Source organism: Variovorax sp. VaC1, from assembly GCF_043658315.1.
Taxonomy (GTDB): domain Bacteria; phylum Pseudomonadota; class Gammaproteobacteria; order Burkholderiales; family Burkholderiaceae_C; genus Variovorax.
In genome coordinates, this window is record NZ_JBIGLT010000009.1 from 131,733 (window position 1) to 155,233 (window position 23,501).

Below are 23,501 nucleotides of genomic sequence, written 5' to 3' on the forward strand. Positions count from 1 at the left end.
CGGCGTGGCACACGCCATGCGCCCGTCGGTCGCGCGCGCATGGATGCTGACCGAGGCGCTCACGCTCGGCATTGCATCGACGGTGCACGCCGGCCGGCTCGTGCCGGGCTTTGCGCACGCGCACGCCCGCACGGCCGAGGCGGTGATCGCGGTCGTGCTGGTGCTCGCCTCGGTCGAGACCTGGCTGCGCCCCTCGCACGCGCGCCCGGCCGCGATCATCGGCCAGGGCTTTGCATTGCTGGGCACACTCGTCGGCCTGGTCACCATCGTCGTGGGCATCGGTCCGCGCACGGTGCCCGATGTGATCTATCACGCGCTGTTGCTCGCGCTGCTGGCGACGGGCCTGACCCTGGCGGTGCGATGCCGGCAGGTCTGATGGTCAGCGAAGTCATCCGCCAATTCTTGGCCAGAAGGCACAATCCCGCCATGCCGCGCATCCTGCTGATCGACGACGACGAACACCTCGCCGCGCCGCTGACCACCTACTTCGCACGCTTCGGCTGCACGCTCGAAAGCGCAGTGCGGCCCAGCGATGGCCTTGCCAAGCTGCGCGCGGGCCACTACGACGCCGCGATCCTCGACGTGATGCTGCCCGAGATGGACGGCTTCGAGCTGTGCCGCGAGATCCGCAAGGAAAGCGACATTCCCATCGTGATGCTCACCGCGCGCGGCGAAGTGATGGACCGCGTGGTCGGCCTCGAGCTCGGTGCCGACGACTACGTGCCCAAGCCCTTCGAGCCGCGCGAACTGGTGGCGCGCGTGCAGACCATCCTGCGGCGGCAACGCAGCACGCCGCCTGCGGCCAACGGCACGCAGCACCGTGTGTTCGACGGCCTGTCGATCGACCTCGACCGGCGCCAGGTGCTGCGCCACGGCGAGCGCGTCGAGCTCACCGGCACCGAGTTCGAGCTGCTCGCGCTGCTGGCGGCCGAGCCCGGCAAGGTGTTCAGCCGCGACGACATCCTGAACCGCCTGCGCGGCCACGAGGCCGAGCTGTACACGCGCGCGGTCGACATCGTGGTGAGCCGCCTGCGCAAGAAGCTGGAGCCGCTGGATTGCATCAAGACGCTGCGCAATGCCGGCTATGCGCTGGCCGTGGCACGCAGCGAACCCGCATGAACTTTCGTCGCCGGGACCACCGCCAGGCATGGCGCGAGCTGGCATGCCGCCGCGAAGAGATGCGCAAGCAATGGCACGCGCAGTGGCACGAGAAGGTGCAGGGCAAGCGCCGCTGGCGCCGCTCGCTGCGCATGCGGCTGGTGATGATGTTCGTGATGCTGGCGCTGGTGATGGCGGCGGTGTTCGTGGGGGGCATGAAGAAGTCTTTCTCCACCGGTTGGGCCGAGGCCGCGCAGCCGATGCTGGTGGACTACACCGACCGACTCGTCGCCGAGCTCGGCACGCCGCCCGACGTGGCGCGCGCGCAGGCGCTGGTGAACCGGTTGCCGATCACCATCCGCATCGTCGGCCCCGTGGTCAACTGGGACTCGAACCCGGAAGGGCTGCACAGCCCCGGTGGCTGGATGCGCGACCCCGACGAGGACACGAGAAGCGACAAGTGGTTCATCCGCCCCACGGCCGATGGCCATCGCGTCATCTTCGGCTGGGCGCCGAGGCTCTGGCAATTCGCGCCGCGCACCGCGGGCTGGGCCACGCTCTGCGTGCTGTTGCTGCTGGTGGTGTTGGCCTATGCCTTCGTGAGCCGCCTGCTGCGGCCGCTGATCGACATCCGCGAAGGCGCGCAGCGCTTCGGCCGCGGCGAGTTCACGCAGCCCATTCCGATCCGCCGCAACGACGACCTTGGCGATCTTGCGCAGCGCATCAACACCATGGCCGATGACATCCAGGCCATGCTCGATGCCAAGCGCGGGTTGCTGCTGGCGCTGAGCCACGAGCTGCGCTCGCCGCTCACGCGCGCCCGGCTCAACGCCGAGCTGCTGCCCGCCACGCCCGAAGGCGAGGCCGAGCGCGAGGCGCTGCTGCGCGACCTGAACGAGATGCGCGACCTGATCAGCGACCTGCTCGAGAGCGAGCGCCTCGCGAGCCCGCACGTGGCGTTGCAGCGCGAGCCGGTCGACCTGGCGGTGCTGATTCGCGAAGCGGTGGCCGAGATGCCGGATGCACAGGACGTGCACCTCGACCTGGCCGAAGGCCTGCCGCCGCACGCCGTCGACCGCATGCGCGTGCGGCTGCTGGTGCGCAACCTGCTGGACAACGCCCTGCGCTACAGCGCCGGCGCGCCCCGGCCGCCCTGCGTGTCGCTGCGCGCCGTGGTCGATGGCAACAAGCAGGGCGTCGAGATCGAGGTGCGCGACCACGGCCCCGGCGTCGACGAGGCGCAGCTCGAACGCCTGACCGAGCCCTTCTACCGGACCGACGGCGCCCGTGCGCGCGCCACCGGTGGCGTCGGCCTCGGCATGTACCTGTGCCGGCTGATCGCCGAAGCGCATGGCGGCGAGCTGACGGTGCGCAATGCGCATCCAGGGCTGCAGATCACCATCCGGTTGCCTTAGGTCGGGCGAGGGGTTGCCCGGTTGGGCGCGCTGTCGCCTGCGCTACCAGCCGGCGTGGAGCGCACGGCTACGATGCGCCTCCGTGCCAGCGTCAACCAAGGAGACACCATGAGCAGCCCCCTCACCAACCATCAGGTCCGCCTCGCCAAACGCCCCGAGGGCACTGCCACGCGCGAGCACTGGCGCTTCACCACCGAGCCCGTCGGCCAGCCGGACGAGGGCGGCGTGCTGGTCCAGACGCTGTCGCTGTCGCTCGACCCCGCCATGCGTGGTTGGCTCAACGACGCCAAGAGCTACATCCCGCCCGTGGGCATCGACGAAGTGATGCGCGCCGGCGGCATCGGCCGCGTCATCGCGTCGAAGAACCCGCAGTTCGCGGTTGGCGACACGGTCTACGGCACGCTCGGCGTGCAGGAATACGTTCTCATCCCGCAGGACCAGGTCAAGCGCAACGGGCTGGTGAAGGTCGACCTGACCGTCGGCACCATCGGCCAGTGGCTCAACGTGCTGGGCATGCCGGGCATGACCGGCTACTTCGGCCTGATGGACGTGGGCCAGCCCAAGCCGGGTGAAACGGTGGTGGTGTCGGGCGCGGCCGGCGCGGTCGGCCAGACGGTGGGCCAGCTTGCCAAGATCAAGGGCTGCCGCGTGATCGGCATCGCGGGCGGCGCGGCCAAGTGCGAATGGGTGGTCAAGGAGCTGGGCTTCGACGCCTGCATCGACTACAAGGCCGGCGAAGGCGCGGTGCGCGCGGGCCTGAAGGAACATTGCCCCAAGGGCGTGGACATCTATTTCGACAACGTCGGCGGCGAGATCCTCGACCACGTGCTGGCCAAGCTGGCGCGCAAGGCCCGCATCATCATCTGCGGCGCCATCAGCCAGTACAACAACGCCAACAGCATGCCGGCCGCCGGTCCGCGCAACTACCTGAGCCTCTTGGTGAACCGTGCGCGCATGGAAGGCATCGTGGTGTTCGACTACGCCGACCGCTACCCCGTGGCCATCGCCGAGCTGGCCGGCTACCTGAAAGATGGGCGCATGAAGAGCAAGGAAGACGTCGTTCAGGGCCTGGAGACCTTCCCCGAATCGCTCAACAAGCTGTTTGCCGGGCAGAACTTCGGAAAGCTGGTGTTGCAGGTCGCAGACTAATGGTGTCAGTTTGTTAGTAGGCGTGCCTATTTCACAAACAATGTGATTGCAATGTTAACCATGGTGAACTGACGCCAACTGCACTTCTTCTCCCGTCTTTAGATAACTAGACTGCGGCCTGCCTTGCATAAGCGGGTAGCAATTTGGTTATATCAATCATCAGGGAATGTAAATGCAGAAAGCAGTTTTCTTCAAGCTGGCCGCGGTGGTCGCGGCCGGTGTCCTGTCGCAAGGCGCCTTCGCCGCCGACGGCACGATCAACTTCACCGGTGAGATCGTCGATGCGCCTTGCTCGATCTCGCCCAACAGCCAGAACATGACCGTGCCGCTCGGCAAGGTTTCGCGCAACGTCTTCGGCACCCTCAGCACCGCCACGCCGCCCGTGTTCACCGGAACCGTCGGCAAGAAGGCCACGCCCGCCAAGTTCACCATCGACCTGCTGGGCTGCGGCGCCACCGCCAAGGGCGCGACCGTGACCTTCTCGGGCACGGCCGATGGCGACGACGCCACGGTCCTGCGCGTGGCCAATGCCGGCCAGGTCGGTGTGGGCGCGGCTTCGGGCGTGGGCATCGAACTCGGCGACTCCGCCGGCACCAAGATTCCGCTGGGTTCGGAGTCGAGCCAGTACGTTCTGGGTCTGGGCGACAACTCGCTGAAGTTCCAGGCGACGTACGTGTCGACCAAGACCGCCGTCACGGTCGGTCCGGCCAACGCGGTCGCGCAGTTCACGGTCGCCTACAAGTAAGCGGCGCCCGAGGTCTGCACGGTCCGCCGAAGCGCCCGCCGCTTCGGGGCGGACCGTGAGGCCATTCCCGGCGCTCGCCCGGACCTCGGGTCCCGGCCGGCGCCGGCTCTTCTTTTTTCGCCTCTTTTTTCGACGATGCCTCGACAGGCGTCGCCGTGCCGGCCCGCGCTTCATGCGCCGTGCCGGCCCCAAGGACTTCCTTTCCATGTGCAGCAACCATCGCTTCCGCTGGGCCTTCGCCATCCTGCTGATGCTGGGCCTCCAGTGGCCGGCCGGCGCGGGCGTGATGCTCGGCGGCACCCGCGTGATCCTCGGCGAGAAGGACCGCGAAGCTTCCATTCCGGTGAAGAACACCGGCACCTCGCCCTACGTGGTCCAGACCTGGATCGACGCGGGCGAAGGCAAGAACAAGACCCCGTTGCTCGTCACGCCGCCGCTGTCGCGGCTCGACCCCGGCATGGAGAACATCCTGCGCATCATGCGCGTGGCCGGCGAGCTGCCGGCCGACCGCGAGTCGGTGTTCTGGCTCAACGTCAAGGAGATTCCCGAGAAGTCGAACGAAGAGAACGTGCTGCAGATCGCGGTGCGCAGCCGCATCAAGCTGTTCTACCGGCCTTCGAAACTCGTGGGCAAGTCCGACGAATCGCGCGCGCAGCTCAAGTGGGCGGTGAGCGCCGGTGCCGACGGGCTGGGTGTCGTGCTCAGGGTCGCCAATCCCACGGCCTACCACGTGACCTTCACGGCCCTGAACATCAACGGCGGCCAGCAACTGATCAATGCCGACATGGTGCCGCCGCTCGGCGAGACGACCTATCCGTTGAGCGCGGTGAAGACGCCGCAGGCGATCCAGGTCAACTTCACGACCCTCAATGACTACGGCGGCGAGACGCCCGAAGAGCGCGTGCAGGTGCCGGCGGGTGCCGAGCCCGTGGCCGTGAAGCCCGAGCTGGTCCCGGCGCCCGCGGATGCGGCAAAGCGCTGAGGCGCAATCGGCGGACTCCATGCACAGCAGTCGTTCACCTGTCCTGCGCGCGCCGTTCCGGTTGACGCTGGGCGCGGCGCTGCTGTGCGCACTCGGCGCGCCCGGCCATGCGCAGCCGCAGCCGCAACCGCAGCAGAAGCAGCAGGTGGCCGGCTCCAGCTTCAACGAGGAATTCCTCAACATCGGCGGCGACCAGCCGCTGGCGGATCTTTCGCTTTTTGCCTTCGGCAACCGCGTGCTCGCGGGCCAGTACACGGTGGACGTTTCGCTCAACGAGCGCGGCGCGGGGCAGGCGCAGATCCGCTTCGTCGAGAAGGACGGCAAGAACGATGCGCAGCCATGCCTCACGCGCGGCATGCTCGACGACTGGGGCGTCAACGTGGCGGTGTTTCCCGCGCTGGCGAGTGCCGCAGACGATGCCTGCATCGATCTGGGTGCGACCATCCCCGAGGCCACCTACAGCTACGACGCCGGCAAGCAGCGCCTGTTCGTCAGCATCCCGCAGGCCGCGCTCAAGCGCTCGGCGCGCGGCGCCGTGGGGCCCGAGAAATGGGACCGGGGCATCACCGCCGGCATGCTCGACTACCAGCTCAACTTCGCGCGCTACAGCGGCGACAAGTACCGCAACGACGTGAATCCCTTCGCGCCGCCGCAGAACGTGTTCGACGGCAACCCCTTCGCCGATCGCAGCAAGACGCCGCAGCGCAACACCTTGTTCGCCGGCCTGCGCGCGGGCTTCAACTACGGCGATTGGCGCTTTCGCCATTTCTCGACCTACAACCGCGGCATCGACGGAGAGAGCCGCTGGCAGGCCGTCAACAGCTATGCGCAGCGCGACATCGCCTCAATCAATGGCCAATTGCTGATCGGCGACGGCAGCACGCCGGGCAACTTCTTCGACAGCGTGCCCTTCCGCGGCGTGCAGCTGTCGTCCGACGATGCGATGCTGCCCGACAGCCAGCAGGGCTACGCGCCCACGATCCGCGGCATCGCGCGGACCAACGCGCGCGTCACGGTGCGCCAGAACGGCTACGTGATCTACAGCACCTTCGTGGCACCGGGCGCGTTCGTGCTCGACGACCTCTATCCCACCGCGTCGAGCGGCGATATCGAGGTCACCATCACCGAGGCCGACGGCCGCGAGACCAAATACACGCAGGCCTTCTCGGCCGTGCCCACGCTGCTGCGCGAAGGCACCTGGCGCTATTCGGCCACCGCGGGCAAGTACCGCAACAACTACCTCGACGTCGCCACGACTGGCGAATGGCGCCGGCAGTCCCAGCCCGCCTTCCTGCAGGCGACCCTGGCGCGTGGCCTGGGCGGCGAGATCTCGGCCTATGGCGGCCTGCTGCTGTCGAGCATCTACCAGTCGATGCTGATCGGCGTGGGCAAGAACATGAAGGACTTCGGCGCGGTGTCGATCGACCTGTCGACCGCGCGCACCACCGACCGCACCCCGCTGCAGGGCGCGAAGACCTACGACGGCCAGTCGGTGCGCTTTCTCTACTCGAAGGCCTTCATGGACTCGGGCACCAACTTCCGTGTGGCCGGCTACCGCTATTCGACCAGCGGCTACCGCACCTTCGCGGAAGCGGTGCAGATGCAGGACCTGCAGCCCTTCGAGTCTTTCAACAGCCGCCGCAACGAAGTGCGCTTCGAGCTGTCGCAGCAGATCAAGGACTGGGGCAGCGTGTTCGCGTCGGCGCGCCAGCAGAGCTATTGGGGCACGAGCGCCAAGGACCGGCTGGTGCAGGTGGGCTATTCGGGCAACTACAAGCAGTTCGGCTACAGCATCAACTACAACTACACCACCAGCCTGAACCGGCCGCCGGTGCGCCAGCTCATGTTCACGTTGAGCATCCCGCTGGGCGACACACGCGCGAGCGCGCAATACGCGCTCAATCGCGACAGCACCGGCCGCATGAGCCAGCAGGCCAGCGTTTACGGTTCGGCCCTCGAGGACAGCCGCCTGACCTACAACGTGACGGCCAGCGACACCAACCAGGGCGGCGGCAGCAGCGGCAGCGCGAGCGCCAGCTACCTGGGGTCGGTGGGCCGCCTGGATCTGGGGCATTCGCAGGGCCGCGGCTATGGCCAGAGCACTGTGGGCATGGCCGGTGGCCTGTTGTTCCATGGCGGCGGCATCACGATGTCGCAGCCGCTCGGCGAGACCCTGACGCTGGTGCAGGCGCCGAAGGCCCAGGGCGTGGGCATCGAGTCGCGGCCCGGCGTGGCGACCGACGCGGCGGGCAACGCGGTCATTCCCAGCATGACGCCCTACCGGCTGAACCGCGTCGCGATCCGCACCGGCGATCTCGGCGACACCGTGGAAGTGAAGAACGCGGCCCTGGACGTGGTGCCCACGCGCGGCGCCGTGGTGGTCGCGAAGTTCGAGACCTCGGTCGGTTTCCGACTGCTGATGGCGTTGACCGACGCGAAGGGCCGGGCGCTGCCGCTGGGTTCGAAGATCGAGAACGAGGCGGGCCAGGAGGTCGGCATCGTCGGTCCCGATGGACAGGCCTTCGTCACCGGCGCGGCCAGCAGCGGCCGCCTGACCGTGCGATGGGGCCGGGGCGCGGCCGACCAGTGCGTCGTGCCCTACAGCCTGCCCGACGAAAAGAACCCGCCGCCGATCCGCGAGTTGTCCGGGCAGTGCGCCTCGGATGTCGTGGTCGGCTTGAAATCCAAAGGATCCGAATGAAGCAGAGCAACGCGTCGGCGGGCAGGAGGCTCGCGCGCTTCGCGGTCCCGGCCGCCGTGCTGTGGTTTGGGGCACAGGGTGCCTGGGCGGCGGATACCGGCTGCAAGATGAACCCGAACTACAAGGAGAAGGTCATCGACATGGTCATGGGGACGATCCTCGTGCCCAATGACGCCGTCGTGGGCCAGAAACTCGGCGAGAGGGATTTCCCGCTCACCAACAGCGGCGGAAGCAACCAGCCGTGGATCTGCGCGACTTCGGACACGGTGCATGGCGTCATGCTGCAAGGGCAGGACATGAACTTCCCTGGCCTGCCAAAGATGTACTCCACCAATGTTCAAGGAATCGGCATCCGGCTCTTGCGCACCATTTCCTCGACCAGCAAGAACTACTACCCGCACGATCTGACGGGGAGCTTCGGTCCATTCGATCCGGCCGCGGCCTTCAGGGTCGAGGTGTACAAGACCGCGGCTACCACTGGCAGCGGACCGCTGGCCCAAGGCACTTACACGCAGTACTACAGCAACAGCGATCCGAGGTCGGTGCTGACCACGTTCCTGAGCGCCAATGCGATCACCATCATCACGCCATCCTGCACGGTGGATGTGGGCTCGCGCAACATCTCCGTGCAGTTCGGCAAGGTTCCGCAAAGCGCCTTCAAGGGCAAGGGCAGCACGGCGGCCGAGCGCAACTTCAATATCAAGCTCAACTGCAAGGCGGGCGTGGGCATGGCGAATCAGGTGTATCTGCGCATGGATGCGACCAAGGATCCGGGCGGCGACGATGGTGTCCTGCGCCTCACGCAGGACGGTCAGGGTGTCGCCACCGGTGTGGGCATCCAGGTGATCGACGACAAGAAGGTGCCGGTCAAGTATGGCGAGGCCGCGTTCGTGGGGCCGTCGAAGGACGGCGACTACGTGCTGCCGTTCACCGCGCGTTATTTCCAGACCGGCAATGCCGTGACGCCGGGGCGCGCCAACGGCACTGCGAACTTCACGATCGACTACAAGTAGCAGTCGCTGCCCGGCGCAATGGCCGTGGGGTCAAGGTGTCGACCAGCGATAGCAGATCGGGACGGTCGCGCTGGCCTTCGGGTATTCGGAGTTGTCCGTCGGACCGAGCACGCGCACCGTCAAGGAGCCTCCCTTGAAGCCGTCCATCTTGCTGATCTTTTCATCGCCGAAGCACGCGACCTTGACGCGTCCTCCGACCAGCGGTGTCATGGCGATGTTCCTGCCTTCCCATTCGAAACGCGCGTCGCGCCCGAAGTTGTAGGCGGTCGTGTCGTAGGCGAAGCTGGCATAGCACTCGCCGCCCTGGTCGGACGCGCAGACGATCTGCAGCGAGTTGGCGGCCCAGGCCCCCGGAATCATGCAAAGGCTGGAACCAATGGCCAAGGCCATGGCTTTCAATGTACGCATTGGATTTTCTCCCTGTGATGTGAACGAGAACGCAGGCCCTGGCGGCGTGCCGTGGCCCGCGTTGGTGTTGTACATCCCGAGGGAAAAACGACAGCGTGCGGTTCTTGGCGTGGCGCTGTTTTTTTGAGGCGCCACGCCGGCTGGAGGGCGTGCTCAGCCTAGGTCCGGCCGCATCGGAATGTCGCCCATGGCCTCGTCTTCACGCAGGCCCCGGGCCGCCTTCAGCAGTTCGATCGACAGGCCGTCGCTCTGGCCGGCGAAGCCCTTGGCGACGCCTTCCAGCACCGTCGACAGGCCGGCTTCGCCGTCGGCGCGCGCGTCCATGCTGATGTTGAGCACCCGGGCGGCCATCTGGCGGTAGGTGATGGCGCCAGCGCCCTCGAGTGCGGCCACCAGGTCGAGATACAGCGCCAGGTTCAGGTCGAACACCAGCTTGGGCGTGATCTCGAAGTCATCGTTCTTGTTCTTGTGATCCATGGGTGGAGGCTCCTTTTTTTCCTGAGCCTCCACTCTAGCCACAAAAACGGGCGCAGCCCGTCGGACACGGGCGATTCAGCGGGCGCGCGTGCCCATGACCGCGGCCGAGATGATGAGCGCCGCGGCCAGCACGATGGTCCCCGTCAGCGGGCGCCCGGTCACTGTGAGCAGCAGCGCGGTCGAGGCCAGCGGCGTGATGTAGCTCAGGATGCCGATCTGCCGCGCGTCGCCGCGCTTGAGCGCCATGTCCCAGACGAAGAAGGCTGCGCCCAGCGGGCCGAGGCCGCACAGTGCGATCAGCAGCCAGTCTTTCGCGGACAGCGCGATGGACTGTTCGAGCAGTGCGTGGCAGCCCAGCGACAGCGCGCCCGAGACCAGCCCGAAGAGCCCGATGGCCGAGGTCGGGAACGCCGGCACGCGCTGTGTCCACAGCGAATAGCTGGCCCAGATGAAGGCCGAGCCCAGCGCCGGCAGGAAGCCCCAGTACCCGGCGGCTGTATCCGACAGCGCCGAGGCCGCGCCGCCGCGCGCACCCAGGATCGCGATGGCCGCGCCCGCGAACCCCAGCAGCGCTGCCACCACATGCAGCGGCCGCAGCGACACGCCTGGCAGCAGCACGGGCGCCAGCACCACCATGAGCAGCGGCCACAGGTAGTTGACGAGATTGGCCTCGACCGGCGGCGCGTGCCGCAGTGCGATGAACAGCAGGAAGTGAAAGCCGAAGAGCCCGTAGATGCCCAGCGCCAGCGTGCGTGGCGGCACCTTCCACGCGGCGCGGTCGCGCAGCGCCAGCGGCCAGCTCGGCACGCTGCCGATGATCAGGGCGAGCCCGGTCAGCAGAAACGGCGGCAGGTGCGAGAGCGCGGTGCCGAGCGAGGCGAGCGTGGCCCAGAGCGCGATGGCGAGCAGGGCGTAGAGCGTGGACGACATGACGGGCGAGGCTACGCCGAGCGGTCGTCGCGCAACGCCGGTTCGTCGTCGCGCATCGATGGTCTTGCTCCTTCCCCTTCCGGGGGAAGGCTGGGATGGGGGCAGGCCTTCGATCAGGCGCCGCGTTTCAGTGGACGCCGCCGTGCCCCCACCCCGGCCCTCCCCGGAAGGGGAGGGAGAAACACGGGGGATCTTCAGCGGCGCAATGCGGCGGTGAGCGCCGAAGGCGAGCGATAACCCGTACGGCGCGCCGTCTCGGCCACGCCCATGCCTTCCAGCCGAAGCTCGCGCGCATGCGCCAGCCGCAGCGTGCGCAACCAATGCATCGCGCTCATACCCTGCTCGTCGCGGCAGCGCTGTGCGAACTGGCTGGGGCTCAGGCAGGCCACATCGGCCAGGTCGGCAACGGTCAGCGGTTCATGCCATCGCACACGGGCCCATGCCGCAAGCGCGGGCCAGTCGATGCGACGGCGGCGTGTGTCCGAGGGCGGTGGCGCAGGCCCCCAGGCCTCGAGCAACAGCGCGGGGCCGTGCTGCAGCGCCAGGGCGGCGTGCGCTGGCTGTTTCATGCAATGCGCAAGGTAGCGAGCAAGCGCGTGCAACTGAGGGGCATGGTCGGGCGCCCGCTCGACACACCGGGCCCACAGCGGATGCGGCGTGTCGAGCACGAGGCACACGCTGCCGTGGCCGCGCGCCTCGAAGTCGTGCCGGTCGCCGGGGGCGACCACCTGCGCTTCGCCGGCACCGATACCGGCCCCGCGGCCTTCGACCTCGATCTCCAGCACGCCGTCGATGCCGATCAGCACCTGGAAGTGATCGTGCGCGTGGCTGCCGCGCGAACTGCCGTAGTCGCGCAGCGCAAGGGTGTGGGTGGCGGGCGTGTGCATGGAGGCAAGCAAGGCGCGTGGGCAGGAGCGATTGTCTTCCCGCGCACCCCGGCTTGTCATCCGAGCCGCAACAGGAGTGCCGAGGCCGCGCACACGATCAGAAAAGGAATGCTGATGCGGTGGAATTCGCGCAGGCCGTTCGGCAGCTTCGCGAGCCGCAGGGCGATCAGGTTGGCCAGCGAGCCCAGCACGCAGCCGAAGCCCCCCACGCTCACGCCCGCCGCGAGCGCGGGCAAATCGTGCACATAGCGGTCCAGCAGGATCGCCGCCGGCACGTTGCTGATGAACTGCGAGGTGACGATGGCCGCCAGGTAGGCACGCCAGCCTTCGGCAATGGGCCACTGGCCCAGCAGCGCGGCAATGGCGGGCAGCTCGGCCAGCTGCCGCAGGTCGACGAACATCAGCGCGATGATCGCGAGCAGCGCCCAGTCGATGCCGCGCAGCACGCGCGGGTACGACACCAGGAACACGCCGAACACCACGCCCAGGCCGGCCAGCAGCCAATGCCTGTCGAGCGCGATCACGAAGCCGATGAACAGCACGCCCGCCAGCGCCAGCATGCGCGGCTGCACCGGCGCGGCTTCGGTCTCGGGCTTAAGCGCGATCGGCGTGCGCGGCACCAGCAGCCATGTCGCGACGAACAGCCAGAACAGCATGACGGCCACGGTCGGCCCCATCATGCCCATGAAGGCGAAGAAGCCTTCGCCCGAGCGGTGCCACAGGTAAAGGTTTTGCGGATTGCCGATGGGCGTGAGCGCCGACCCCGCATTGACGGCCAGCGCCTCCAGCACCACGAGCCGCGCGAGCGGCAGGTGCGCCTGGCTGGCGAGCACGCGCGTGAGCGGCACCAGCAGGAACAGGCTCACGTCGTTGGTCACCAGCGCGGAGAGCAGCGCCGCGCTGGCGGTTAGAAGCAGCGCCAGGCTGCGCTGGTTGGTGGTGCGTGCCAGCAGGCGCTGCGCGGTGGCCTGCAGCATGCCGCTCTTTTCCACGCCCTGCGTGATGGCGAGCAGCCCTGCGAGCGCGCCCACGGTCTGCCAGTCGACCAGCTTGAGCCAGTCCATCGGCGCACGCGGGCGCAGGAAGGCGAACAGCACGGCGACCGCGACCAGCACCCACAGCAGGCCGTTGCCGCCACCGCCCTGTTCGGAGGGCGGCGATGCCGACGTCTCAGCGGCCGACAAGGTCACGCAGCTCGCGCTTGAGCACCTTGCCGATCGCGCTGCGCGGCAGCTCGTCGATGAAGTGCAGGCGCGCCAGCCGCTGCGTCTTGCCGAGCTGGGCGTTGGTCCATTGCAGCAGGGCGTCTTCGGTGGTGGCGTCACCGGCGCGGCGCACCACGAAGGCCATCGGCGTCTCGCCCCATTGCTCGGACGGCACGCCGACCACGGCCACGTCGGCCACGGCCGCATGGCCGCGCAGCACGGCTTCGAGGTCGCTCGGGTAGATATTGAAGCCGCCGCTGATGATCATGTCCTTCTTGCGGTCGAACAGCGTGAGGAAGCCGTCGGCATCGAAGCGGCCCACGTCGCCGGTGCGGATGAAGCGCTTGCCGGTGGCGTCGAACCATTCGGCCTCGCGCGTCTTTTCGGGCTGGCGGTGGTAGCCGGTCATCATGCCGGCCGAATGGCCCACGACCTCGCCGGCCGCTTCGGTGTTGTTGCGGGGGAGCTCGTTGCCTTCTTCGTCGATCAGGCGGATGTCGCTGCCCTCGGCCGCCTGGCCCACGGTGTGCAGCTTGGTCGGGTGCAGGTGCGCCTCGAGGATGCAGGTGCCGCCGCCTTCGGTCATGCCGTAGAACTCGATCAGCCCGCCGGGCCAGCGCTTGAGCACGTCGGCCTTGAGCGCGGCGTTGAAGGGCGCGCTGGTGCTGAACTTGTAGCGGTACGACGAGAGATCGTGCGCGTCGAAGTCAGGGTGCGCCATCAGGCGCTGGTACTGCACCGGCACGAGCATGGTGTGCGTCACGCGGCGCTGCTCGGCCAGCTTGAGGTAACCAAGTGCGTCGAACTTGGACATCAGCAGCACGCAGCCGCCGAAGGCAATGGTCGGGAAGAACACCACCAGCGTGGTGTTGGAGTACAGCGGCGTCGACAGCAGCGTGACGGTGTCGGGGCTGTATTCGTACTTCGCGCCGCGCTGGACGTGGGCCCAGCGCATGCCGTGGCCCTGCACGATGCCCTTGGGCTCGCCGGTGGTGCCCGACGAATAGATGATGTTGAAGGCCCACGAGGGTTGCACCTCGACCGCTGCCGGCTGCGCGCCGGCCGGTGCGAGCCAGGCATCGAGGCCGCGCCCCGCGGCGGAATTGTCGAGCGCCACGCGCGGAATGCCGCCTTCCTTCGCGGGGCCGACCACGTCGGCCGCCGATGCGTCGGTGAAGAGGATGCGCGCGTCGGCATCCTCGATCATGCGGGCCAGGCTCGAAGGCGTGGAGCCGGGGGCCAGCGGTGCCACCGCGACGCCCGCGCGCAGTGCGCCCAGGAACACGGCCGCGTAGTTCACGGACGAGGCCGCGCAGATCGCGATGGCGTCGCCGGCCTTGAGCCCGTCGCGCTGCAGGCTGGCGGCAACGCGGTCCATCAGGGCGTCGAGCGCGCGGTAGTCCAGGGTGTGGGCCGTGTCCGCGAGCGCGGGGCGGTCGGGGGTTTGCTGGGCGTGGAGGCGAACCAGGTCGGCGATGGCGCCGAACGGGCGCTCCATCGCCGCTTGAATGGCGGGGTGCGTTTGCAAAATCAATCCTTCCGTTTGACCAGCCGGCAGGATAGCGAACAACCCGCCGGCTGCCAGCACTTTGGCGACGGGGACAGGCAGGGCGCCGTCAGTTGGCGCTCAGGATGGCAGGTCCACGATCGCGACGCGCCGGGATATGGCGTGGCGCCGGAGAGCCCTTCGGTGCCGAACAAACGGGGAGTTTTTCTGTGCACATCATCTGGACGATTCTGATCGGCTTCATTGCGGGGCTGCTGGCCCGCGCCATCCTGCCGGGCAACAACTCGATGGGCTTCATCCTGACCGTGGTGCTCGGCATTGCCGGCTCGCTGGTTGCAACCTATGCTGGACAGGCGCTGGGGCTTTATGCCGCCGGCGGGGGCGCCGGCTTCATTGCCTCTGTGATCGGCGCCGCCGTGCTGCTCGGGGTCTGGCACCTGGTGACCAAGTAAATCCGGGCCGGGCCACTTCGACACTCACGCAAGGAGCTTCACATGGGTCTACTCGACATCCTCCAGCAGGCCATCGGCGGCAACAACGCCGATGCGCACATCGACCAGGTCACGCAACACGCATCCACCGACGAGATCGGTGCGGGGCTCGCCGCGGCCATGCGGTCCGACCAGACGCCGCCGTTCGGTGACATGGTCGGCAAGCTCTTCGGCCAGTCTTCGCCCACGCAACAAGCGGGCGTGCTCAACCAGATCCTGGCCACGCTCGGGCCAGCCGCTGCATCGGGGCTGGCGGGCGGCGTGCTCGGACGCATGCTGCAGCCGGGGCAGACGCAGATCACGCCCGACCAGGCATCGCAGCTGTCGCCCGCGCAAGTGACCGAAATCGCCGCGCATGCCGAAGAGCAGCACGCGGGCGTGATCGACGGAGTCAGCCAGTTCTATGCGCAGCACTCGGGGCTGATCAAGACGCTGGGCGGTGCGGCCATCGCCATCGCGCTGGCGAAGATGAAAGAGAACGCCACCCGCGGGTGAGCGACGAGGCGCGCACGGCAGCCGCCTGCCGTGGGCGGGGCTTGCTTCGTCAGGGCGCGGCGTCCTGACGGGCGTCGCGTTCCAGGCTCTGCTGGTTCCAGAAATGCATCGACGCCGCGCGCTGCGCCGTCTGTTGCGTGGGGAAATGCACGAAATGGCTGTGGTCGGCGCTCGCGTAGATCGCGGGCGCGTCCAGCGACAGCGTGTCCACCACCTGGGCCTCGGTGATCAGGCCCCGGGCCCTGAATACATTCGCGAAGTAGGTCTGGTCGCCGCCATTGACGTGGACCGACGAGCGATCGGGCGCGGCCTCGATCTGCTGGCAGACCTCTTCCACCAGCGCATGCCCCTCGGCGGTGTTGCGCACGCCGACAACGCTCGAATTCATGTTCCATGCCGTGTGGTCGTTGGCCACCAGCGCCTGGCGGTCCGCGACCAGCGGCTCCATCGGGCGGGACGGGTCGAACACCAGGATGTCGGCATCGACCCAGAGCAGGAACTCATGCGCCGCGAGGTGGCGGCGCATCAGGTGCGGCTTGGCCCATGAGCCGGTCAGCTCGCCGGCGAAATCGGGCACCTTGCGGTAGAGGTGATAACCGTAGCCATGCCGCAGGCAATAGCGCACAAAGCTCTCTTCGTGGATGCGGCCGTAGCTTGCGATGTTCGCGGTGTAGATGCTGACGAAGGCGATGCGCGCATCGGGGTTCAGGTGCAGTTCGTCTTGGGGTGGAAGAGCGGTTTCGGACAGTGCAAGAAAAGGCGGGCGCTCGCCGCGCGCCAGTGCAGCGGCTTCCTCGACCAGGTTCTGCACACCCCTGAAGTCGTAGTCGGCCGGAGGCATCCAGCGGCCTTCGACGCGCCGCCACGCGGGGGCGTCGTTGGCCACCAGCGGCCGTACCGTGTGGATCGATTCGTAGTAGCTGCCCCCGGGCCAGTTGGCCTGCACGTTCGGGTAGAGCCCGTTGGGCAGGGGAATGCTGCAGGGGCGGGGCGCGAAAAGAGGCACGACCAGCGCGTTCTCGGGCTGTTCGCTGTCTTCCAGGATGTGCATCGTCCAATGGGAGAAGCGATCGACAAGCTGGCGCATCTGCTCGCGCATCGCCGGCGTGTTGCGCAGCAGCAGCATGCTCGTGTTGCAGAGCGTGTCGTCGCCAGCCTGCGCGCAGGCCAGCACGTCCGTGCCGTCGAAGTTGGGCTCCAGCAGATGCGGCCAATAGACGACCGCGAACTGGTCGAGCACCAGCAGCAGGCCGCCTTCTTCGGTCTGCGCGAGGTGTTGGTAGATGGCGTGATAGCGGTGAAAGACCGGTTGGCGCGGGCCCCACACGTGGGTGCTGTCGACCACGTGGTGTGCGTAGCCATGCTGGCGAGCATAGGCCGCGTGGTTCTCGACCAGGCCCTTCACGGGCCTTGTTGCGAGCGTCGTCAGGACGGTGGGCATCTGTTTCTTCCCCCGGATGAAAAAAAGGCCCTCGACGGGGCCTTTCTTCGATGCGGTCAGACGCCGGCGGCGTGTGCCTGCTGGTCGGCGTGGTAGCTCGAACGCACCATCGCGCCCACGGCCGCGTGGCTGAAGCCCATCTTGTAGGCCTCTTCCTCGAACATCTTGAAGGTGTCGGGATGCACGTAGCGGCGCACCGGCAGGTGCGAGCCCGACGGCGACAGGTACTGGCCGATGGTCAGCATGTCGATGTCGTGGGCGCGCATGTCGCGCATGACCTGCAGGATCTCTTCGTCGGTTTCGCCCAGGCCGACCATGATGCCGCTCTTGGTCGGCACGTTCGGGTGCAGCGCCTTGAACTTCTTGAGCAGGTTCAGGCTGAACTGGTAGTCGCTGCCGGGGCGCGCTTCTTTGTAAAGACGTGGCGCGGTTTCCAGGTTGTGGTTCATCACGTCCGGCGGCGCAGCCTTCAGGATTTCCAGCGCGCGGTCGTCGCGGCCGCGGAAGTCGGGCACGAGGATCTCGATCTGCGTCATCGGCGACAGCTCGCGGATGTTGGCAATGCAATCGACGAAATGCTGGCTGCCGCCATCGCGCAGGTCGTCGCGGTCGACGCTGGTGATCACCACGTACTTCAGGCGCAGCTTGGCGATGGTCTTGGCAAGATTCAGCGGCTCGTCCTTGTCGAGCGGGTCGGGGCGGCCGTGGCCCACGTCGCAGAACGGGCAGCGGCGCGTGCACTTGTCGCCCATGATCATGAAGGTGGCCGTGCCGTTGCCGAAGCATTCACCGATGTTCGGGCACGAGGCTTCTTCGCAAACCGTGTGCAGGTTGCTTTCGCGCAGGATCTGCTTGATCTCGTAGAAGCGCGTGGTGGGGCTGCCGGCCTTCACGCGGATCCAGTCGGGCTTCTTGAGTACTTCGCCGGTCTGGACCACCTTGACGGGGATGCGCGAAAGCTTGGCCGCCGCTTTTTGCTTGGCCAGGGGGTTGTAGGTTTCGGCGCTCTGGGCGTCGCGGACGACTTCGGTGGTGCTCATTGGAGTGTCAGGGCGCCAGGTAGGTGGTGAGCTTCTGGCTCAGGACCCGGGCGGCTTCTTCCCATGTGGTTTGGATGCCGATTGTAGAAAGGTCGACCGTCTGCAGCCCCGCATAGCCGCAAGGGTTGATGCGCGAGAAGGGTTCGAGGTCCATGCCGACATTGAGCGCCACGCCGTGGTAGGTGGCATGGCGGCTCACCTTGATGCCCAGTGCGGCGATCTTGCCGAGGCCGCGAAACGGGTCGCCCGCAGGCAGCGGGCCGGTGAGGGCGGCGTGCGAGAACGGGTCGTCGAGCCGTACGTAGATGCCCGGCGCGCTCGCCACGCGGTGGCCGGTCACGCCGAAGTGGGCCAGCGTGCGCAGCACCGATTCTTCGATGCGAAAGACGTATTCCTTGACGTAGTAGCCCGCGCGCCGCAGGTCGATCAGCGGGTAGGCCACCACTTGGCCGGGGCCATGGAAGGTGACCTGGCCGCCGCGGTCGGTCTGCACCACGGGGATGTCGCCGGGGTTCAGGATGTGGTCCTGCTTGCCTGCAATACCTTGCGTGAATACGGGTGCATGCTCGCAAATCCATAGCGCATCGGGGGTGTCGGGCGTGCGCTCCAGCGTGAATTGCTTCATCGCTGCGAAGGTCTCGGCGTAGTCGACGCGACCGCTCCAGCGGACCTCGATGTCGACGGCGGTGGTGCTGTTCATGGCGTGGCCTGCCGCGCGGGCAGTTGGCGTGTCTCGCCGATGGCGAGGGTGAAGAAGGCATCGTCCGCCACGCCTTGTGCCTTGCGCGCGATAGCGAGGTCTTTGGGCGGCTGGTCGAGCGCCTCGTCGGTCAGCGAAAAGGTGGCCCAGTGCACGCCGAGGCTGCGCTTGGCCTGCAGGTCGCGGTGGATGCGCACGCTTTCCTCGGGGTTGACGTGCTGGTCCTTCATGAACCAGCGCGGCTCATAAGCACCGACGGGCAGCAGCGCAAGGTCGAAGCCGCCGCCTTGTGCGGGCCCCTGGCGCGGCGCAAGGCGGGCCTGGATGTCGGCGAAATCCTTGGAGTAGCCGGTGTCGCCGGAGAAGAAGACGTGCATCTTCGGCGACAGCAGCGCAAAGCCGCCCCACAGCGTCTTCATCCGGTCGCCGAGGCCGCGTGCGCTCCAGTGCTGCGCCGGCGTGAGAAACACCTGCACCGCATCGGGCGTGTCGGTCGCGATGCCCGCGCCGTTGCGCTGGACGCGCACCTGCGCGGCTTGCGGCGAGGGCGCGGCCGGCAGCGTGATGCTGTCCCACCAATCGAGCTCGACCGCGTTGGAAATGCCGCGCTCCGCGAGCCAAGGCGCGATGCCCAGCGGCACCACGAAGAGCGGCAGCCCGCCAGCCTGCGCGTTGAGCGCCCTCACGCTACCTTCGTCGAGGTGGTCGTAGTGGTTGTGGCTGATCAGCACGACGTCGATGCGGGGCAGGTCTTTCAAGGCCACCCCGGGCGGCTGGAAGCGCTTCGGGCCGGCGAAGGACACGGGAGAGGCGCGCTCGCCGAACACCGGGTCGGTCAGAACGTTGAGGCCACCTGTTGCCGTCGGCACCTGAATCAGCACGGTGGCGTGGCCGATGAAGGTGGCGGCGGGGCGGGTCTGCGCGCCGGTGTTGGCCTGCAGGAAGGCGAGGTCGGGTGCCACCACCGGCGGCGGTGCGCTGGGTGCGGGCGGCAGGCCCTTGAACCACGACGGCAATTGCCAGCCCAGCAACACGTCGGTGAAGAAATTCTTCGGCTGGAATTCGATGTAGTTGTCCTGGAAGCCATCGGGCCGATGGTGCTTGCGGCTCGCGTCGTAGTAGGGGTTCGACGCGGTCGAGCAGGCGGCCACGAAGCTGCTGGCGCACAGCGCCGTCGCCACGCGTCGCCAGCGCAGGGTCAAAGCACGACCTTGACCGCGGGGTGCGACGACAGTGCGCGATACAGGTCGTCGAGCTGCTCGCGGCTGGTGGCCGTCACGGTGATGGTCACGCCGAGGTAGTTGCCCGCCTTGCTGTCGCGCAACTCGACCGTGGTGGCGTCGAAGGTCGGGTCGAAGCGCTCGGCGATCTGCGTGATCGCGTGCACAAGGCCGTCGGTCTTGGCGCCCATGACCTTGATCGGGAACTGCGACGGGTACTCGATCAGCGACTCCTTGCGCGGGTCGGGGATCGAGGTGGTCTCGGTGGTGGTCGTGCTGTCGGTCATGCCGGGGCTCCTTGCTTCTGTGCGTTGCGCTGCTTGGCCTGTTGATAGGCCGCATACAAGCTGTCATAGATAGGGCCGGGATGGCCATTGCCAATAGCCTTGCCGTCGAGCGTCACGACGGGCAAGACCTCTTTGGTGGCCGAGGAGATCAGCAGCTCGTCGGCCGCGAACACTTCCTCGCGCGAGACGCGCCGCAACGTGAAGGGAATGCCGTGCTCCTGGCACAGGCGCTCGAGCAGGCCGTAGCGGATGCCGGTCAGCACGAGGTTGTCTTTCGGCGGGCCGATGAGGATGCCGTCCTTCACGATCCAGACATTGCTCGACGAGGCCTCGCTGAGCCATTCGTCGCGGAACATGATGGTCTCGGTCGCGCCGGCTTCGACGCTGATCTGCCGCGCAAGCACGGCGCCCAGCAGGCTGGTGCTCTTGATGTGGGCCTTCTGCCAGCGGAAGTCGTCGGCGGTGACGCAGGCCACGCCCTTGGCGCGCACCGCATCGGAGATGGGCGGCAGCGGGTTGACCATCACGAACACGGTCGGGCGCAGGCCGCGAACCATCGAATGATCGCGCGGTGCAACACCTCGGGTAATCTGAAAGTACACGGACTGCGGCGCGTCGCCGCCCGGTGCGGTCAGGCGCATCGCGATCTCGCGCCATTGCTCGAGCGAGAGCGGGTTGGTGATCTGAAGCTCGGCCAGCGAGCGATCGAGACGGGCCATGTGCTCCTCGAAGCAGAAGGGCTGGCCGCCGTAGACGGGGACCACTTCGTAGACGCCATCGCCGAAAATGAAGCCTCGGTCGAGCACGCTGATCTTTGCGTCGCGCAGGGCGGTGTATTTGCCATCGAGGTAACAAAGCGTGGCGGGCAGGGCGTCGGTGATAGGGTGCATGGCGGAATTATGGTTGTGCGCGTCGGGTCGGGCTCGCGTCAGGGAATGCGGCGACTGATTTGCATGCGCGCCACGTCAGGTGTCGGGATGGGTTGGGTTTTTACTTATAATCAATGGCTTTGTAGAAATTCTGGGTCGTCATCCGGGCTTCATTCGAAATGAAAACAATCGCCCGACAAGAAGACACGGGGGTCGCTGAAGACCTCGACGCAGAATTCAAGCCGTTGACCGCCGATGAGGCGCGTGAACTGCGAGCGAAGAATCCTTCGATCTCCCCGTGGCGGGTGGTCGCGGGTCAGTTGGTTGTCGGTCTGGTGGTGGCTTTGGCTATCTGGGGGCTGACGGGGAGGCAAAATCTGGGTTGGTCCGCCGCTTACGGTGCGATCGCGGTGGTCATTCCATCGGCGGTATTCGCGCGCGGTCTGACCGGTCGGTTTTCTTCCCTGAATCCGGGCACTGCGGTGTTTGGCTTCTTCCTCTGGGAAATGGTCAAGATGGCCTTGTCCGTGGCGATGCTCATCGCTGCGCCAAGGCTGATAACGGCGCTGAGCTGGCCTGCAATGCTGGTCGGCTTGGTGGTGACAATGAAGGCGGCTTGGTTGGCGGTGATGCTCACGCCCAAGCGCCGGAAACATAGAGACGAGTAACGGAATGGCTGCTGAAAACGCTGCGGAACAAGGTCAGACCGCTGGTGAATACATCGTTCACCACTTGACGCATCTGCAAAGCTCCAAGCCTGCAGGTGTGGCCGATCTTTCGGTCTTCAACTTCGATTCGCTGTTTTTCTCCATCTCCCTGGGCATCCTGGGTTGCTGGCTCCTCTGGCTTGCTGCGCGCAAGGCCACGTCGGGCGTTCCAGGTCGCTTCCAGGCCGCCGTCGAGCTGCTGGTTGAAATGGTCGACCAGCAAGCCAAGGGCATCGTCCACAACGCCACAAGCCGCAAGTTTGTCGCTCCGTTGGCACTCACCATCTTCGTCTGGATCTTCCTGCTGAACGCAATGGACCTGTTTCCGGTCGATTTGTTCCCGGCGATCTGGGCCAAGATCTTCCACATCGCAGGCGAAGACCCGCACCACGCCTATCTGCGTGTCGTGCCTACCGCCGACCTCTCGGTGACGATGGGCATGTCGGTGGCCGTGCTGCTGATCTGCATCTACTACAACATCAAGATCAAGGGCGCTGGCGGCTGGATCCACGAGCTGTTCACCGCACCCTTCGGCAACCACTGGGCGCTGTACCCGTTCAACTTCGCCATGCAGATGATCGAATTCATCGCAAAGACCGTTTCGCACGGCATGCGGTTGTTCGGCAACATGTACGCTGGCGAACTGATCTTCCTGCTGATCGCCTTGATGGGCGGTGCCTGGTCCATGTCGGCCACCGGCATCGGCCTGGCCATCGGCCACATCATCGCGGGCACGGCCTGGGCCATCTTCCACATCCTGATCATCACGCTGCAAGCCTTCGTGTTCATGATGCTGACGCTGGTCTACATCGGCCAGGCTCACGATCACCACTGATCGCGCTGATCGATCGATCACCCACCCAGTTTCGTTTTTGTTTCTCGTTTTCTCTTCAACCAAAGTCCTCTAGGAGTCATCATGGAAGTTATTAGCTTTGTTGCACTGGCCGCCGGCCTGATCATCGGTCTGGGCGCTGTGGGCGCATGTATCGGCATCGGCATCATGGGCAGCAAGTACCTCGAGTCGGCCGCACGTCAGCCTGAACTCATGGGCGAACTCCAAACCAAGATGTTCCTGCTGGCTGGTCTGATCGACGCCGCTTTCATTATCGGCACCGGTATCGCACTGTGGTTCGCAACGGCCAACCCGTTCCTGGCTCAAATCGCCAACCTGCCGAAGTAAGTCTTTCTCGTCGGACCCGTGTCGTCGTTCCCTTCTGCGGAATGGCTTCGCATTCAATCCCAAAGAGAGGGTGAAAAGTGAGCATTACCGGTACCCTGATCGTTCAGATGATCGTGTTCCTGATCCTGGTCGGGTTCACGATGAAGTTCGTGTGGCCGCCGATCGCGAAGGCGCTGGACGACCGCGCTGCGAAGATCGCCGAAGGCCTCGCTGCCGCCGACAAGGCCAAGTCCGAGCTGTCCGCCGCCAACAAGCGCGTGGAAGCCGAACTCGGCCAGGCACGCAACGAGTCCGCACAACGTCTTGCCGACGCCGAACGTCGCGCCCAGGCCATCGTTGAAGAGGCCAAGGCCCGCGCGACCGAAGAAGGCAACAAGATCGTTGCAGCTGCCCGCGTCGAAGCCGACCAGCAGGCACTGAAGGCCCGTGAAGCCCTGCGCGAGCAGGTTGCCGCACTGGCCGTCAAGGGCGCAGAGCAGATTCTGCGCAAGGAAGTGAATGCAGGCGTCCACGCCGATTTGCTCGCCCGTCTGCAGACCGAACTCTGATCGAAG

Annotated in this window: 26 protein-coding genes; 14 read left to right on the plus strand and 12 right to left on the minus strand. The window is 66.6% G+C overall.

All coding sequences use genetic code 11. The features are described 5' to 3' along the window. Window positions 1-4 precede the first annotated feature (4 nt). From ACGLHS_RS30395 to ACGLHS_RS30430, 8 genes are all read left to right on the plus strand, one after another. Window positions 5-376, plus strand: coding sequence for a hypothetical protein (locus ACGLHS_RS30395; RefSeq protein ID WP_394485529.1), 372 nt, complete (start codon window positions 5-7; stop codon window positions 374-376). 50 nt (window positions 377-426) lie between these two features. Continuing rightward, complete coding sequence (locus ACGLHS_RS30400) at window positions 427-1,119, plus strand: response regulator transcription factor (protein ID WP_176801283.1); 693 nt, start codon at window positions 427-429, stop codon at window positions 1,117-1,119. Then, a complete protein-coding gene (locus tag ACGLHS_RS30405; protein WP_394485530.1) occupies window positions 1,116-2,513 on the plus strand; it encodes an ATP-binding protein in 1,398 nt (465 codons plus the stop codon). Before ACGLHS_RS30400 ends, ACGLHS_RS30405 begins: the two co-directional genes overlap by 4 nt. 108 nt (window positions 2,514-2,621) lie before the next feature. Beyond that, window positions 2,622-3,662, plus strand: coding sequence for an NADP-dependent oxidoreductase (locus ACGLHS_RS30410; RefSeq protein ID WP_394485531.1), 1,041 nt, complete (start codon window positions 2,622-2,624; stop codon window positions 3,660-3,662). Between the two features lie 172 nt (window positions 3,663-3,834). Next, entirely contained in the window at window positions 3,835-4,407 is a 573-nt protein-coding gene (locus tag ACGLHS_RS30415; protein WP_093247274.1) for a fimbrial protein, read from the plus strand. A 205-nt stretch (window positions 4,408-4,612) separates the two neighbouring features. Beyond that, window positions 4,613-5,389 carry a molecular chaperone gene (locus ACGLHS_RS30420; protein ID WP_394485533.1) on the plus strand — a complete coding sequence of 259 codons (777 nt, stop codon included), beginning with the start codon at window positions 4,613-4,615 and terminating at the stop codon, window positions 5,387-5,389. A gap of 19 nt (window positions 5,390-5,408) precedes the next feature. Further along, on the plus strand, window positions 5,409-8,090 hold the full coding sequence (locus ACGLHS_RS30425) for a fimbria/pilus outer membrane usher protein (RefSeq protein ID WP_394485534.1): 2,682 nt from the start codon (window positions 5,409-5,411) through the stop codon (window positions 8,088-8,090). Then, complete coding sequence (locus ACGLHS_RS30430; RefSeq protein WP_394485535.1) at window positions 8,087-9,103, plus strand: fimbrial protein; 1,017 nt, start codon at window positions 8,087-8,089, stop codon at window positions 9,101-9,103. Before ACGLHS_RS30425 ends, ACGLHS_RS30430 begins: the two co-directional genes overlap by 4 nt. 30 nt (window positions 9,104-9,133) lie before the next feature. Here the strand turns inward: ACGLHS_RS30430 and ACGLHS_RS30435 are convergent, their stop codons facing one another. From ACGLHS_RS30435 to ACGLHS_RS30460, 6 genes are all read right to left on the minus strand, one after another. Then, window positions 9,134-9,511 carry a hypothetical protein gene (locus ACGLHS_RS30435; RefSeq protein WP_143012609.1) on the minus strand — a complete coding sequence of 126 codons (378 nt, stop codon included), beginning with the start codon at window positions 9,509-9,511 and terminating at the stop codon, window positions 9,134-9,136. 153 nt (window positions 9,512-9,664) lie between these two features. Next, the gene (locus ACGLHS_RS30440) at window positions 9,665-9,988 is read right to left on the minus strand and encodes a hypothetical protein (RefSeq protein WP_093247269.1); all 324 of its coding nucleotides are present in this window, start codon (window positions 9,986-9,988) and stop codon (window positions 9,665-9,667) included. Between the two features lie 75 nt (window positions 9,989-10,063). Continuing rightward, window positions 10,064-10,918 carry a DMT family transporter gene (locus ACGLHS_RS30445; RefSeq protein ID WP_394485536.1) on the minus strand — a complete coding sequence of 285 codons (855 nt, stop codon included), beginning with the start codon at window positions 10,916-10,918 and terminating at the stop codon, window positions 10,064-10,066. Between the two features lie 194 nt (window positions 10,919-11,112). After that, window positions 11,113-11,805, minus strand: coding sequence for an AraC family transcriptional regulator (locus ACGLHS_RS30450; RefSeq protein ID WP_394485537.1), 693 nt, complete (start codon window positions 11,803-11,805; stop codon window positions 11,113-11,115). 56 nt (window positions 11,806-11,861) lie between these two features. Further along, window positions 11,862-12,989 carry an SLC13 family permease gene (locus ACGLHS_RS30455; protein WP_371126726.1) on the minus strand — a complete coding sequence of 376 codons (1,128 nt, stop codon included), beginning with the start codon at window positions 12,987-12,989 and terminating at the stop codon, window positions 11,862-11,864. Next, window positions 12,976-14,508, minus strand: a complete 1,533-nt coding sequence (locus tag ACGLHS_RS30460; protein WP_394485664.1) for an AMP-binding protein — start codon at window positions 14,506-14,508, stop codon at window positions 12,976-12,978. The genes ACGLHS_RS30455 and ACGLHS_RS30460 overlap by 14 nt, the downstream gene beginning before the upstream one ends. A gap of 218 nt (window positions 14,509-14,726) precedes the next feature. Between ACGLHS_RS30460 and ACGLHS_RS30465 the strand changes: the two genes are divergently transcribed. Both ACGLHS_RS30465 and ACGLHS_RS30470 read left to right on the plus strand, forming a co-directional pair. Then, complete coding sequence (locus ACGLHS_RS30465) at window positions 14,727-14,969, plus strand: GlsB/YeaQ/YmgE family stress response membrane protein (RefSeq protein ID WP_093247264.1); 243 nt, start codon at window positions 14,727-14,729, stop codon at window positions 14,967-14,969. Window positions 14,970-15,011: 42 nt separating this feature from the next. Then, window positions 15,012-15,503, plus strand: coding sequence for a hypothetical protein (locus ACGLHS_RS30470; RefSeq protein ID WP_093247263.1), 492 nt, complete (start codon window positions 15,012-15,014; stop codon window positions 15,501-15,503). A 49-nt stretch (window positions 15,504-15,552) separates the two neighbouring features. On the opposite strand, the gene ACGLHS_RS30475 is transcribed toward ACGLHS_RS30470, so the two are convergent. From ACGLHS_RS30475 to ACGLHS_RS30500, 6 genes are read right to left on the minus strand one after another with little or no spacing between them, the layout of a single operon-like run. After that, window positions 15,553-16,944 (minus strand): hypothetical protein, encoded by a 1,392-nt coding sequence (locus tag ACGLHS_RS30475; protein ID WP_394485539.1) that lies wholly within the window; start codon window positions 16,942-16,944, stop codon window positions 15,553-15,555. Between the two features lie 56 nt (window positions 16,945-17,000). After that, the gene (lipA, locus tag ACGLHS_RS30480; RefSeq protein WP_093247261.1) at window positions 17,001-17,984 is read right to left on the minus strand and encodes a lipoyl synthase; all 984 of its coding nucleotides are present in this window, start codon (window positions 17,982-17,984) and stop codon (window positions 17,001-17,003) included. Window positions 17,985-17,991: 7 nt separating this feature from the next. Next, the gene (lipB, locus tag ACGLHS_RS30485; protein ID WP_394485540.1) at window positions 17,992-18,684 is read right to left on the minus strand and encodes a lipoyl(octanoyl) transferase LipB; all 693 of its coding nucleotides are present in this window, start codon (window positions 18,682-18,684) and stop codon (window positions 17,992-17,994) included. After that, the gene (locus ACGLHS_RS30490; protein ID WP_394485541.1) at window positions 18,681-19,886 is read right to left on the minus strand and encodes an MBL fold metallo-hydrolase; all 1,206 of its coding nucleotides are present in this window, start codon (window positions 19,884-19,886) and stop codon (window positions 18,681-18,683) included. Before ACGLHS_RS30490 ends, lipB begins: the two co-directional genes overlap by 4 nt. Next, complete coding sequence (locus ACGLHS_RS30495) at window positions 19,883-20,191, minus strand: YbeD family protein (protein WP_394485542.1); 309 nt, start codon at window positions 20,189-20,191, stop codon at window positions 19,883-19,885. The genes ACGLHS_RS30490 and ACGLHS_RS30495 overlap by 4 nt, the downstream gene beginning before the upstream one ends. Further along, window positions 20,188-21,081, minus strand: coding sequence for a D-amino acid aminotransferase (locus ACGLHS_RS30500; protein WP_394485543.1), 894 nt, complete (start codon window positions 21,079-21,081; stop codon window positions 20,188-20,190). Before ACGLHS_RS30500 ends, ACGLHS_RS30495 begins: the two co-directional genes overlap by 4 nt. Before the next feature lie 158 nt (window positions 21,082-21,239). On the opposite strand from ACGLHS_RS30500, the gene ACGLHS_RS30505 reads away from it, so the two are divergent. From ACGLHS_RS30505 to ACGLHS_RS30520, 4 genes are all read left to right on the plus strand, one after another. Next, window positions 21,240-21,728 carry an ATP synthase subunit I gene (locus ACGLHS_RS30505; RefSeq protein WP_093247257.1) on the plus strand — a complete coding sequence of 163 codons (489 nt, stop codon included), beginning with the start codon at window positions 21,240-21,242 and terminating at the stop codon, window positions 21,726-21,728. Between the two features lie 4 nt (window positions 21,729-21,732). After that, window positions 21,733-22,602, plus strand: coding sequence for a F0F1 ATP synthase subunit A (gene atpB / locus ACGLHS_RS30510; RefSeq protein ID WP_093247256.1), 870 nt, complete (start codon window positions 21,733-21,735; stop codon window positions 22,600-22,602). An 81-nt stretch (window positions 22,603-22,683) separates the two neighbouring features. Beyond that, on the plus strand, window positions 22,684-22,947 hold the full coding sequence (gene atpE / locus ACGLHS_RS30515) for a F0F1 ATP synthase subunit C (RefSeq protein WP_007830191.1): 264 nt from the start codon (window positions 22,684-22,686) through the stop codon (window positions 22,945-22,947). 77 nt (window positions 22,948-23,024) lie between these two features. Then, a complete protein-coding gene (locus tag ACGLHS_RS30520; RefSeq protein ID WP_007830193.1) occupies window positions 23,025-23,495 on the plus strand; it encodes a F0F1 ATP synthase subunit B in 471 nt (156 codons plus the stop codon). Window positions 23,496-23,501: the final 6 nt, after the last annotated feature.

What these genes read in the sequence shown, in the direction of transcription:
- ACGLHS_RS30475 (WP_394485539.1), bottom strand. Translation starts at nt 16,944, where the DNA reads ATGCCCACCGTCCTGACGACGCTCGCAACAAGGCCCGTGAAGGGCCTG.
- ACGLHS_RS30420 (WP_394485533.1), top strand. Translation starts at nt 4,613, where the DNA reads ATGTGCAGCAACCATCGCTTCCGCTGGGCCTTCGCCATCCTGCTGATG.
- ACGLHS_RS30410 (WP_394485531.1), top strand. Translation starts at nt 2,622, where the DNA reads ATGAGCAGCCCCCTCACCAACCATCAGGTCCGCCTCGCCAAACGCCCC.
- ACGLHS_RS30405 (WP_394485530.1), top strand. Translation starts at nt 1,116, where the DNA reads ATGAACTTTCGTCGCCGGGACCACCGCCAGGCATGGCGCGAGCTGGCA.
- atpE (WP_007830191.1), top strand. Translation starts at nt 22,684, where the DNA reads ATGGAAGTTATTAGCTTTGTTGCACTGGCCGCCGGCCTGATCATCGGT.
- ACGLHS_RS30435 (WP_143012609.1), bottom strand. Translation starts at nt 9,511, where the DNA reads ATGCGTACATTGAAAGCCATGGCCTTGGCCATTGGTTCCAGCCTTTGC.
- ACGLHS_RS30500 (WP_394485543.1), bottom strand. Translation starts at nt 21,081, where the DNA reads ATGCACCCTATCACCGACGCCCTGCCCGCCACGCTTTGTTACCTCGAT.
- ACGLHS_RS30450 (WP_394485537.1), bottom strand. Translation starts at nt 11,805, where the DNA reads ATGCACACGCCCGCCACCCACACCCTTGCGCTGCGCGACTACGGCAGT.
- lipA (WP_093247261.1), bottom strand. Translation starts at nt 17,984, where the DNA reads ATGAGCACCACCGAAGTCGTCCGCGACGCCCAGAGCGCCGAAACCTAC.
- lipB (WP_394485540.1), bottom strand. Translation starts at nt 18,684, where the DNA reads ATGAACAGCACCACCGCCGTCGACATCGAGGTCCGCTGGAGCGGTCGC.
- ACGLHS_RS30430 (WP_394485535.1), top strand. Translation starts at nt 8,087, where the DNA reads ATGAAGCAGAGCAACGCGTCGGCGGGCAGGAGGCTCGCGCGCTTCGCG.
- ACGLHS_RS30440 (WP_093247269.1), bottom strand. Translation starts at nt 9,988, where the DNA reads ATGGATCACAAGAACAAGAACGATGACTTCGAGATCACGCCCAAGCTG.
- ACGLHS_RS30470 (WP_093247263.1), top strand. Translation starts at nt 15,012, where the DNA reads ATGGGTCTACTCGACATCCTCCAGCAGGCCATCGGCGGCAACAACGCC.
- ACGLHS_RS30415 (WP_093247274.1), top strand. Translation starts at nt 3,835, where the DNA reads ATGCAGAAAGCAGTTTTCTTCAAGCTGGCCGCGGTGGTCGCGGCCGGT.
- ACGLHS_RS30460 (WP_394485664.1), bottom strand. Translation starts at nt 14,508, where the DNA reads ATGGAGCGCCCGTTCGGCGCCATCGCCGACCTGGTTCGCCTCCACGCC.
- atpB (WP_093247256.1), top strand. Translation starts at nt 21,733, where the DNA reads ATGGCTGCTGAAAACGCTGCGGAACAAGGTCAGACCGCTGGTGAATAC.
- ACGLHS_RS30425 (WP_394485534.1), top strand. Translation starts at nt 5,409, where the DNA reads ATGCACAGCAGTCGTTCACCTGTCCTGCGCGCGCCGTTCCGGTTGACG.
- ACGLHS_RS30400 (WP_176801283.1), top strand. Translation starts at nt 427, where the DNA reads ATGCCGCGCATCCTGCTGATCGACGACGACGAACACCTCGCCGCGCCG.
- ACGLHS_RS30445 (WP_394485536.1), bottom strand. Translation starts at nt 10,918, where the DNA reads ATGTCGTCCACGCTCTACGCCCTGCTCGCCATCGCGCTCTGGGCCACG.
- ACGLHS_RS30505 (WP_093247257.1), top strand. Translation starts at nt 21,240, where the DNA reads ATGAAAACAATCGCCCGACAAGAAGACACGGGGGTCGCTGAAGACCTC.
- ACGLHS_RS30495 (WP_394485542.1), bottom strand. Translation starts at nt 20,191, where the DNA reads ATGACCGACAGCACGACCACCACCGAGACCACCTCGATCCCCGACCCG.